Raw genomic sequence first — 11,202 nt, forward strand, 5'->3', positions numbered from 1 at the left:
CGCCCAGAGGGCTAATTACACAGTGCACGGCGACTGTTAACGATGGTTCCTTGCTGATTATATGGAGTGAGCAAGCAGGCTTTGAAGAAGGAAAACCCACACTAGCTGAGCGTGCGGATCAGGTGCAGTGCTACTAGATGACTAGGGTAGAACCAGTAGACCCAGCGCTTGACCGGCCAGATCCTGAAATGGCGCGTTCGGCGCAGTAGCCATAGCCCAATTAAGGGCGCAGCGAACGCTGTGGCCAGGATCAGCAACGTATAGGGCTGCAACTCCCACTCGGCGAGCCAGCGGTTGCGACTGTTGGCCAGTACGCAAAGTGAGGCAGGCAATAGCCACACAAGCCCAGGGCGCTGAATGGCCAGCAGCAACGCTGCCGGCAGCAGTGCGCCGAAAACGCCGTACATCAGGCGCTCTTGCATCAACACCGTTACAGTCACGCCGGCCAAAGCCAGGATCAAACCGTCGCGACCACGGTGATGTGCTCCCCAGGTGATAAGCAGGCCCAACAGCAGCGAAGGCATAACGTTGAGCGTGCTGCTGTCGTTAGAAAGCAGGCGATAGGGCAACTCCGAGATCACTGCAAACGCAGTCATCCAGCCCATGTAGCGAACGTTGTTATCGGAATACAGCTCACCTGTTTGCGAGCGCGCGACATTGGCGGCGATCCCCAGGCAGAACATTGGAAAGGCTAAGCACCCAACGATGAACAACCATCCGGTGTCAGGCCAGATGTAGCGCAGGTGATCCAGCAGCATGGTCAGCATCGCCAGCCATTTGATCAGATCTAGGTTGGTGTCGCGCTTCTGCAGGCTCACCCAAACCACCCAAGCGTCATGGCAGCTAGTGCCAGATAGCGAGTGGTCTTAGCCAGCAGCACGATCAACAGAAAGCTCCAGAAGGGTTCTCGCATGACACCCGCGACGACTGTGAGTGGATCACCAATGATCGGCACCCAACTGAGCAGCAGTGACCAGCGACCGAAGCGGTGATAAGCCTGCTGAGCCTTTTCCAGTTTGCCCTCGCTGACGGGAAACCAGCGCTTGTGTCTGTAGCGCTCGATAGAGCGACCCAGCAGCCAGTTCAGCACCGAGCCCAGTACATTACCCGTGGTGGCCACCGCCAGCAGCGCCCAGACCGCATAGCGGTCAGTCAGCAGCAACCCGACCAGCACCGCCTCCGACTGCATGGGTAGCAACGTGGCAGCACCGAAGGCAGCGAGGAACAGGCCGAAATAACCGGATAACTCCCACATCGGCTAGGCGTTCAGGCCGATCCAGCCGTGGACGCCTACATAAATCCCCACACCGATGATCAGTAGGCTGGAGAAGTACGGTGCGCGACGCGCTACAGCGCCAAGCCAGGGCCAGCGATTGGATGCCTGGCGAGCGCCGATAGCGGCGGCGGCACCAACAGTGACCAGGGTGATAGCCAGACCAATGCTGAAGCACAACACCAGCACCGCTCCAAGCGCGACTTCCTTCACTTGCAGGCAGAGCAGCAGCACGGTGATTGCGGCTGGGCAGGGAATCAACCCGCCCGTTAGGCCGAACATGATGATTTGGCCTGTGGTCACATTACGGTTGCTGAAGCGCTTGCGGATGTCATTGGCGTGCGCCCGTTCATGGGCATCCTGATAGCCATCCAGCGACAGCTCCAGCCCATCCAACTCGGTATGTTCATGCCCGTGGCTGTGCTCGCGGAACTCCAGGTCATAGTCGTGGGAGTGGCCGGCATGGCCCAGGCTAAGACGCGCAGTGAACTCATGAGGCTCGGGAATTTCGTCCAGTGACTCCAGGTAGTCTCCCCGGTCGACGAAGCGAAACTGTTGGGCCAGGCCATCGGGGCGAGTCGTCAGCAGGCTTACTTCACCAGCCGGCCAGGCATGGCCACTCAAGGCCTTCAGTTGCCAGCGCGGTGGAACGCTTTCCTCGAAGATCGACAGCTCGATACGCCCGTGACCAGTGTCAATGCGATGGGTTTCATCATGGTGGTGATGGTCGTGCTGATGCTCATCACCCTCCTCGAAACGCCACATCTGTTCACCTCTCCAGGTGCGCCAAAGCATCCACAGGGCAATGGAGATAATGATGGCGGCAGATGCGAGCTGGAAATAAGGCTCGGTGGTTTCGGCATCCAGGCCTTGTCCTAGGTACATGCCAGCCATGGCCACCAGCCAGACCACGGCTGTGTGCGAAAGCGTTGCAGCAAGACCCAGCAGAATGGCCTGCTTCACCGAGCCACGAATGGCCACGATAAATGCCGCCATCATGGTTTTTGAATGCCCTGGCTCCAGGCCATGCAAGGCACCGAGCAAGATGGCACTGGGGAAATACAGCCAGGCCTGCGAGGCCCCCTGTTGCAGCAGTTCGGCGAAGCTCGACATGGGAAGAGGCCTAGAGGTACTTGGTGATTTGCTTGAAGTCTTCGAGTGATGCGCGCTCGCCTATCGCAAGTGCTTCGACCGTGTGTTCCAGGCAGTGGTCGATATGGTCTTGGATCAGCACACGCTTGGCCTGGCAGACGGCTTTTTCTACGGCATGCAACTGCTGAGCGATGTCGACGCAGGCACGGCTGTCTTCGATCATGGTGACGATGCTGCGCAGGTGGCCCTCCGCACGCTTCAACCTTTTGATGATGTCACCATGACTTTGGTGCTGGTGGCCGTGTTCGTGATCGCTCATGCCTTGAGTCTCGTGCGTCGATGAATTACGCTCGCACTCTATCCCCCCTGGGGGGATGCGGTCAAACCGACCATCCCTCCAGAAAGCCAACCGCTTAGGCATTGAAAGAACCACGATATGCTCAGCAAGCCCCTCAGCGCCAAGGTGATTTTTGCCCTTGCTCTCGCCATCCTGATGGCTTGGGCCGGGCACACCTCTGCGCTGTTTATGGGCTCAAGTCAGCCAGCCGGCAGTGGCTACGACGGCGCTCATTCGCATACCCATGGTGACGAGGCTCTGGCCTGTGCTGAGTATGGGGATCACTGTCACCCACCGCTGACTGCCGACCATCTGCATGAAACGCCGCACCTGACCACGCTGCTGAGCATCAGCACGCAACCAGAGCGTACGCAGCCGATAGAGGCTCCGCGCTACTCCATTCCCCCCAGTCCGATCTTCCTGATCGAGCGGCCACCACGCGCCGCATTCGTGCTCTGACACAGGCCGCTGTGCGGCCCAAGACCACTGCAATTTAGGACTCAACTATGCATTCGCTATCTATGGGCGCAATGGACGCATCTGCCGTGCGCCCAAATCGCTCGTTACTACTGTTGCTGCTGTTCACGGCCTTGCTTTTTCTCGGTATGTCTGACGCACTGGCCCACGCCGTTGCCGAGGGCGACAAGGGCTTTATCCAGGAAAGCTCCGGGGTGATGGTGCTGCCGTTTATCTACATGGGCGCCAAGCACATGATCACCGGCTACGACCACCTGCTGTTCCTCTTCGGGGTGATCTTCTTTCTCTATCGCCTGAAAGACGTGGGTCTCTACGTCACCCTGTTCGCCGTGGGCCACACCGTGACGCTGCTGTTGGGCGTACTGGTGGAAATCCACATCAGCTCCTATGTGATTGACGCCATCATCGGTTTCTCGGTGGTGTACAAGGCGCTGGATAACTTGGGCGCGTTCCAGCGCTGGTTCGGTTATCAGCCGGATACCAAGGCAGCCACGCTGATCTTCGGCCTGCTACATGGCTTCGGTCTGGCGACCAAGATTCAGGAGTACGAGATTTCGGCAGACGGCCTGATTGCCAACCTGATCGCCTTCAACGTTGGCGTCGAAATCGGTCAGCTCCTGGCCCTGAGCGCCATTTTGATTGTCATGGGCTACTGGCGACGTACCGCCAGCTTCTGGCGTCATGCATACACCGCCAACGTCGCCATGATGAGCGCCGGTTTCCTCTTGATGGGTTACCAGCTCACCGGCCTGATCGTCTCTCAGTAAGGAATTCTCAGCATGTTCAATACCAAACTCCCGACCCAAAGCGAATTGCCGACCAGCCGCCAACTGCTGCGCTCCACTGTGATCGCCGTGGGTGTTGCCGCTGCCTTACTGGTCACCGTGGTGATGCCTTCGGAGTACGCCATCGACCCGACGGGCGTTGGTCGCGTACTCGGCCTGACCCAGATGGGCGAAATGAAGATAACCCTGGCCGAAGAAGCGGCAGCGGATGCAACGGTTCAGCCAGCGGCGGCTCCCGTAGCTCAAGCTCCTGTACCTGTTCAGCCAGTAGTTCAAGAGCCTGTTGCAGCAGCATCTGTGGCCGAACCAGTAGCTGAGCCGCAGCCAGCCCTGAAGTCTGATGAGGTGACCGTCACCCTGAAGCCGGGCGAAGCCAGTGAAATCAAGCTGGAAATGCTGGACAAGGCCACGGTCAGCTACGAGTGGACGACCAATGGCATTCCGGTCAACCACGACACCCACGGTGAGCCCTACAACGGCCCCAAGGACTACTACCACAGCTACAGCAAGGCCAAGCAGGTCAAAGGCGACAAAGGCGAACTAACTGCAATTTTCGACGGCACCCACGGCTGGTTCTGGCGCAACCGCAGCAACCAGGACGTGACCATCACGCTGAAGACCAAGGGCGAGTACCTGAGCGTCAAACGCGTGATTTAAGGTAGATAAGCCCCTTCGTCAAATGGCGCAGGGGCTCGCCTGAACACTCAGAGCTATAGCTCCTGTGGTTGGTGACTCTTTCGCGCGCCCTGTCGACGCATCAACCAATAGGCAGCAGGCAACACCAGCATGGACAGCAGCGGGGCTGTGATCATGCCGCCAACCATGGGCGCGGCGATGCGCTTCATGACCTCTGAACCCGCTCCACCGCCCCACAGAATAGGCAGCAGACCGGCTATGATCACGGCAACCGTCATCACCTTGGGTCTGACGCGCAGGACAGCACCTTCGCGGATTGCCTCAAGCAGAGTCGGATCGTCGCTACGCCCAGCATCCACGCGCGCATGCCAGGCGTTCTTCAGATACAGCAGCATGATCACCCCGAATTCGGCAGAGACGCCGGCCAGGGCAATGAAGCCCACGCCGGTGGCGATCGACAGGTTGAAGCCGAACCAGTAGAGCAGCCAGATACCGCCCGATAGGGCGAAGGGCAGGGTGGCCATGATCAGCAGGGCCTCGCTGAAGCGGCTGAAGGTCAGGTAGAGCAGCACGAAGATAATCAACAAAGTCGCCGGCACCACCCAGGCCAGCCGCGCATTGGCACGCTCCAGGAACTCGAACTGACCGGAGTAGGAGACGGTCATGCCAGCATCGAGTTGTACCTGCTCAGCTACGCGTTGCTGCAACTCGCGCACGGTCGATGCCAGGTCGCGCCCACGGACATCGACATAGACCCAACCGGACAGACGCCCGTTCTCGCTGCGCAGCATTGGCGGCCCTTCGGTCAGACTAACCTGGGCGACGGTGCCCAAGGTGATCTGCTGGCCGGCTGGGGTGAGGATCGGCATACGCCGCAGTGCCTCCGGGCTGTCGCGCCACTCCCTGGGGTAGCGCAGGCTGATCGGGAAGCGGGCCAGTCCTTCAACCGTCTCGCCAATATTGCTGCCGCCGATGGCGCCCGATACCACCGCCTGCACATCGGCGATGCTCAGGCCATAGCGCGCCGCGGCCAGGCGGTCGATCTGGATGTCCACGTAGCGCCCGCCGGTGAGGCGTTCCGCCAGCGCCGAACTCACCCCAGGCACCTCTTTGGCCACCGCCTCGATATCGCGCGTTATGCGCTCGATGTCGACCAAGGAGGTTCCGGACACTTTCACCCCAATGGGGCTCTTGATCCCCGTCGCCAGCATGTCGATGCGGTTGCGGATGGGCGGCACCCAGATATTGGACAGCCCCGGAACTTTCACCGCACGATCCAGCTCCTCAATCAGCTTCTCCGGCGTCATACCCGCGCGCCATTGCTCGCGCGGCTTGAACTGCACGGTGGTCTCGAACATTTCCAGCGGCGCCGGATCGGTGGCTGTCTCCGCTCGCCCGGCTTTGCCGAATACCCGGGCCACCTCCGGCACCGTGAGGATCATGCGGTTGGTTTGCTGCAGCAGCTGGGTTGCCTTGCTCGCCGGCAAGCCGGGCAGGGCCGAAGGCATGTACAACAGATCGCCTTCGTCCATGGGCGGCAGGAACTCTCCTCCGAGTCTGCTGAGGGGCCACAGACTGGACACAAAGACCAGCACGGCCAGCGCCAAGGTCACCTTGGGCCAGGCCAGCACCCACTCCAGCACCGGCCGGTATGCGCCGATCAGCCAGCGGTTCAAGGGGTTTTGCTGTTCGCTGGGGATATGCCCACGAATCCAGTAGCCCATCAGCACCGGTACCAGGGTGACCGAGAGGCCGGCGGCGGCGGCCATGGCATAGGTCTTGGTGAAGGCCAGAGGGCCGAACAGGCGCCCTTCCTGGGCCTCCAGGGTAAATACCGGGAGGAACGATAGGGTGATGATCAGCAGGCTGAAGAAGAGTGCCGGCCCTACCTCGGCCGCGGCTTCGCCGATCACTCGCCAGTGCGCCTCGCCCTGGAGCGGCTCATTGGGGTGCCGCGACTTCCAGGTCTCGATGTGCTTGTGCGCGTTCTCGATCATCACCACGGCGGCATCGACCATGGCGCCGATGGCGATGGCGATCCCCCCGAGCGACATGATGTTGGCATTGACGCCCTGGTAGCGCATGACGATGAAGGCCATCAGGATGCCCAGGGGCAGGGTGATGATCGCCACCAGCGACGAACGCAGGTGCCAGAGAAAGATCAGGCAAACCAAGGCAACCACCACGAACTCTTCCAGCAGTTTGTAGCTGAGGTTGTCGATGGCACGGTCGATCAGTTGCGAACGATCATAGGTAGTGACCACTTCGACGCCGGCGGGCAGGCTGGCTTTCAGGCTGTCCAGCTTGGTCTTCACGGCAGCGATGGTGTCCCGGGCATTCTTGCCGGAGCGCAGGATGACCACGCCACCGACCACTTCACCCTGGCCGTCCAATTCGGCGATACCGCGACGCATCTCTGGCCCCAGTTGAATGGTGGCCACCTGACCTAGCAGCACCGGAATTCCGCTTGCCGAAGCCCGCAGCGGCACATTGCGAAAATCATCCAGGCTCTCCAAATAGCCCGAGGCCCTCACCATGTACTCGCGCTCAGCCAGCTCCAGGATGGCGCCGCCGGTTTCCTGGTTGGCGCTCTTCAGCGCCGCTTCGACTTCCTGCTGAGTTACCCCATAAGCCACCAACTTCTGCGGATCGAGCAGCACCTGGTACTGCTTGACCATGCCGCCGAGGGTGGCCACCTCGGCCACGTTGGGCAGGCTCTTGAGCTCGTACTTGAGAAACCAGTCCTGCAGCGCCCGCAGCTGGGACAGGTCATGCTGGCCGCTGCGGTCGACCAAGGCGTACTGATAGATCCAGCCCACGCCGGTGGCATCCGGGCCCAGAGTGGTGGTGACGCCCTCGGGCAGGCGATCCTGGGCCTGGTTGAGGTACTCCAGCACGCGCGAGCGCGCCCAGTAGAGATCGGTGTCGTCCTCGAACAGCACGTAGACGAAGGAGTCGCCGAAGAACGAGTAGCCGCGCACCGTCTTCGCCCCCGGAACCGAGAGCATGGTGGTGGCCAGCGGATAGGTCACCTGATTCTCGACGATCTGCGGCGCCTGGCCGGGAAAGCTGGTTCTGATGATGACTTGGGTGTCTGAGAGATCCGGCAAAGCGTCCACTGGCGTGTTGCGCAACGACCAGATCCCTAAAGCGGTGATGAACAGGGTCGCCAGCAGCACCAGGAAGCGGTTGCCTATCGACCAGTGAATCAGGCGCGCGATCATGGCAGCTCTCCTTGCTTGTAGAGCCGCTCTACTTGCAAGCCAGAGTCCGTCTGACGAGCGCCGATGCGTACGTGATCACCAGGCTTGAGTCCCGCAGCTACTTCAGGGCTGGCCAGCGGAAATGCCATGGTCATGCCGGGCATCTTCAGACTCTCGAATGGACCGTGCTCCAGGGTGACCTCCTCGGCGTCCAGGGCACGAATCACTCCATGGGACTCATGGAGTTCCTTTGCATTGTCCTGCTTGGCATGGCTGGCCACGACCCCCTGGAGGCTGGCCTCCGAGTCAATCAGGAACTGTCCGGAGGTAACGATCGACTGCCCGTCCTCAAGACCGGACAACACCTCCAGACGCCCATCGCCCTCGCGGCCCAGGGTGATCTCCACGGGGCGGTAGCGCCCATCGGCTTCGGCCAGCATCACCAGCGCACGCTTACCGGTGCGAATCACAGCTTCACTCGGGATCAGTAACGCGGGTTGTTCGACGGTGCTGTTCAGGCGCACGGCGGCGAACATGCCGGGGCGCAATTTACCGGCGGGATTGGGCAACTCACTGCGCACCGTGAGCGTACGCGTCCGCGAGTCGGCACTCGGCAGCAAGGCGACGACACGACCTTGCAGAGGCTGTTCTGGGAAAGCGGTCAGGGTGGCGGTGATGCTCGCGCCAAGCTGAACCGCTCCAGCTTGGTCTTCGGGGATTGCAGCATCGAGCCAGACCGTGGACAGCCCGTTGATCCGCGCCAGGTCCTGGCCAGCTGCCACGGTCATCCCGGTACGTACTTCCAATGCCTGCAGCTCGCCGGCGATTGGCGTGGTGATGGTCTGAACCGCCCGTGGCTGGCCGCTGCGACGAACCTGCTCGACCAACGATTGGGGCATGCCCAGCAAGCGCAGGCGCTCCTGAGTCGCACTTATCAAGCGCGTGTCAGCAGTACGCAACACTGCCAGAAACTCCAGCTGGGCGGCAGACCATTCGGGAATCAGCAGGTCGACGAGGGGCGTACCGGCGGGCAATACATCGCCAGGGGCGTGTCCGTAGACCCGCTCGACGAACCCACCCGCTCGGGCCTGCTGGTTCGCCACCTCGCGCTGGTTATAGGCCAGGGAACCGACGGCCTCGATACCCGAAGGCAGCACACCGCGAGTTACTGGCGCGGTGCGCATCCCGAGATTTTGCACGGCTTGCGAGGGCACGCTCAGGGTCGAGGAGTCCTGCCCTACATCTGCGTACTTGGGGACAAGCTCCATATCCATGAAGGGGGACTTGCCCGGTTTATCGAAGCGCTGGTCAGGTTGCATCGGGTCATACCAGTAGAGCACTTTGCGCTCATCCGTCGGTGCGGGAGTTGGCATCACCTCATGTTTGGCCGGCCTCTCGGCCAGCCAGTAGCCACCGCCTGCCGCGGCAATGCCCATGGTCAGCAAGGCCGCGGAAAAACCTAATGCTGAAATTTTCATTGCAGGCCCTCCACATAGGCGTAGTACAAGCTCGCGGAGAGCTGGCTCAGCTTGCGCTGCTGTCCGATCTGTCGCAGCTGAGCCTCGATCAGCTCGCGCTGGGCGGTGATGACGGATGCCAGCTGACTGTTGCCGGCCTGATAGGCGGCCAGTTCGAGATCGGCACGTTTGCTCGCCAGAGGGATCAAGGTTTTCTCGGTACGCGCCAGAGCTCTGCGTAGTTGCTCCAACTCGGCAAGGCCGCTTTCCAACTCAGCCTGATGGGCGCGCAGCAGCACTTCCTGCTCGGCTTCCATCTGCGACACGCTCTGTTGCTTGGCGTTGATCTTGGGGCCCTGGCGTGTGCCGACGAACAACGGCAGGTCGAAGGTGAACTGTACCATCACCATGTCGCCGAACTGGTTGTCGCGGTTGTTGTAGGCAAACTCTACGCCCCAGTCAGGTGTCTTCTCGGCTACAGCCTCATTCAACTCTGCGCTGGCCTCGCCAACCCGGGCAGACGCGGCACGCAAGTCGGGATGCTGAGTCAAACGGTGCTGCAGGTGGAGGGCATCCAAACTTAGGCTGGGCACATCTCCCGCCAGAAGTTGATCGGCTTCGTTGCCTATCCAGCGGCGCAGCTTGGCCCGAGCTATCGCCACGTCGCGACTCAGCTCATCCCGCCGATCCTGCAATGCCAAAGCCTCCTGGTCGGCCTGCAGCAGTTCACCAGGCTGAGCGCTGCCACCGGCGATCAGCGATTGCACCGTCGAGCGGAGCAGCTCGATCTGGCGGTCCAGTTGATCGAAGAGGCCAACACTGTGCTCGGCGTAGTACACATCCAACCAGCTCAATGCCGTCTGGCGTTTGACCTCAAGCTGCATGGCGCGCTGCTCGGCCTCGGCCCGGACAACGGAGGCCTCGGCCAACTGGCGGCGGGCCTGGCGTTTGTCGCCATTGGGAACCTCTTGCATGAGCCCAATGCGGCGCATGGTCATTGAGTCACGATTCAGGGTGTAACGATCAGGCCCTTCGATGGGCAGATTATCGATGCCGAGAATCAGCTTGGGATCGGGCAGGGCGTCTGCGGGAACTACGGCCTGCTGTGCCGAAGCGACCTGTGCTTGTCGTGCCAGGTTCTCAGGTGCGCGCTGTTCGGCGAGCGCCTGCGCTCGTTCGAAGGTTAGGGGCTGCGCCTGTGCAGCAACCCAGGGAACTGCCCAGAATGCGGCAGCTAACACACCGAGATAGCCACGGCGTGGGAAAAGGAAAGCGGGCATGCTTTCGCCTCCAATGCGATTGATCGAGGTCGCCACCAAAAGCGTGGCCGCGACGATGCGCCTGGTTTAAAGGCGCGAAGATCACTGCATTAGACGAAACGAGGAGGGCGCCAGAGTCCTGCGGGCTCCCGCTTAATCACCGACTGGGTCAGCAATATCTCGGGGCGTGAGGGAAGAGGGGATATGCTCTTGATAACGGTGGTCTGGAGAAGTCCTCCGGTCTTGCATTCCTGGCCGGATTTGCAGGGGGACTTACTGGCCACCCCATCAGACTTATCCATTTGCTCGCAGCACGGAGCATCGGCCATTGCATGGCTCTGATGATCGGCGCTCTGCATCGGGCAAGGTTGTGCAGGCATGCTGAAAGCCATACCGCCGAAGGTCGGCAGCACGAGGCTAGCAATCATTACCAGGATCAATCCAATCCGACGCACAGCAATTCACCAGGCGGGGCGATAGGGCGACGATAGCAGATTGCCCCGGGGCATGAACGCTCGTTTTGGCGATAACAGCACTTCGTTGATTTGGATCAAATAGAGTGTCAGGCAGGGTATCGGGCTCAACTAGGGAAACCCTGAAGAAGACTCCCCGTTTCTGGTGAAATACGCCGATCCCGTTGCCCGAGTATCCCGATGAAGCAGATGACCTTCGCCGACGCCGAG

10 protein-coding genes are annotated in these 11,202 nt (G+C 60.9%); 3 read left to right on the plus strand and 7 right to left on the minus strand.

All coding sequences use genetic code 11. The features are described 5' to 3' along the window. Nucleotides 1-101: 101 nt before the first annotated feature. Genes ACIGFL_RS23760 through mreA form a run of 4 tightly spaced genes read right to left on the minus strand, consistent with a single transcriptional unit; the run spans nucleotide 102 to nucleotide 2,684 of the window. On the minus strand, nucleotides 102-827 hold the full coding sequence (locus ACIGFL_RS23760; protein ID WP_082919344.1) for a TraX family protein: 726 nt from the start codon (nucleotides 825-827) through the stop codon (nucleotides 102-104). Further along, a complete protein-coding gene (locus tag ACIGFL_RS23765; protein ID WP_045733416.1) occupies nucleotides 815-1,255 on the minus strand; it encodes a YqaA family protein in 441 nt (146 codons plus the stop codon). Before ACIGFL_RS23765 ends, ACIGFL_RS23760 begins: the two co-directional genes overlap by 13 nt. Nucleotides 1,256-1,258: 3 nt before the next feature. Further along, nucleotides 1,259-2,386 carry a nickel/cobalt efflux transporter gene (locus tag ACIGFL_RS23770; RefSeq protein WP_045733415.1) on the minus strand — a complete coding sequence of 376 codons (1,128 nt, stop codon included), beginning with the start codon at nucleotides 2,384-2,386 and terminating at the stop codon, nucleotides 1,259-1,261. Between the two features lie 10 nt (nucleotides 2,387-2,396). Further along, complete coding sequence (gene mreA, locus ACIGFL_RS23775; protein ID WP_045733414.1) at nucleotides 2,397-2,684, minus strand: metal-sensing transcriptional repressor MreA; 288 nt, start codon at nucleotides 2,682-2,684, stop codon at nucleotides 2,397-2,399. A gap of 117 nt (nucleotides 2,685-2,801) precedes the next feature. Between mreA and ACIGFL_RS23780 the strand changes: the two genes are divergently transcribed. The 3 genes from ACIGFL_RS23780 to ACIGFL_RS23790 are packed head-to-tail and all read left to right on the plus strand — an operon-like array spanning nucleotide 2,802 to nucleotide 4,621. Beyond that, on the plus strand, nucleotides 2,802-3,161 hold the full coding sequence (locus tag ACIGFL_RS23780) for a hypothetical protein (protein ID WP_045733413.1): 360 nt from the start codon (nucleotides 2,802-2,804) through the stop codon (nucleotides 3,159-3,161). Between the two features lie 47 nt (nucleotides 3,162-3,208). Then, nucleotides 3,209-3,946, plus strand: a complete 738-nt coding sequence (locus ACIGFL_RS23785) for a HupE/UreJ family protein (RefSeq protein ID WP_045733412.1) — start codon at nucleotides 3,209-3,211, stop codon at nucleotides 3,944-3,946. Nucleotides 3,947-3,958: 12 nt separating this feature from the next. Beyond that, nucleotides 3,959-4,621 carry a hypothetical protein gene (locus ACIGFL_RS23790; protein WP_045733411.1) on the plus strand — a complete coding sequence of 221 codons (663 nt, stop codon included), beginning with the start codon at nucleotides 3,959-3,961 and terminating at the stop codon, nucleotides 4,619-4,621. A gap of 53 nt (nucleotides 4,622-4,674) precedes the next feature. Here the strand turns inward: ACIGFL_RS23790 and ACIGFL_RS23795 are convergent, their stop codons facing one another. From ACIGFL_RS23795 to ACIGFL_RS23805, 3 genes are read right to left on the minus strand one after another with little or no spacing between them, the layout of a single operon-like run. Further along, entirely contained in the window at nucleotides 4,675-7,824 is a 3,150-nt protein-coding gene (locus tag ACIGFL_RS23795; protein ID WP_397487589.1) for an efflux RND transporter permease subunit, read from the minus strand. Next, nucleotides 7,821-9,281: an efflux RND transporter periplasmic adaptor subunit gene (locus ACIGFL_RS23800; protein WP_003246907.1), complete on the minus strand. Its 1,461-nt coding sequence runs from the start codon at nucleotides 9,279-9,281 to the stop codon at nucleotides 7,821-7,823. The genes ACIGFL_RS23795 and ACIGFL_RS23800 overlap by 4 nt, the downstream gene beginning before the upstream one ends. Next, on the minus strand, nucleotides 9,278-10,540 hold the full coding sequence (locus tag ACIGFL_RS23805; RefSeq protein WP_003246908.1) for a TolC family protein: 1,263 nt from the start codon (nucleotides 10,538-10,540) through the stop codon (nucleotides 9,278-9,280). The genes ACIGFL_RS23800 and ACIGFL_RS23805 overlap by 4 nt, the downstream gene beginning before the upstream one ends. Between the last annotated feature and the right edge of the window lie 662 nt (nucleotides 10,541-11,202).

The organism is Pseudomonas sp. NPDC077649, from assembly GCF_044542855.1.
In the GTDB taxonomy this organism is placed as follows: domain Bacteria; phylum Pseudomonadota; class Gammaproteobacteria; order Pseudomonadales; family Pseudomonadaceae; genus Aquipseudomonas.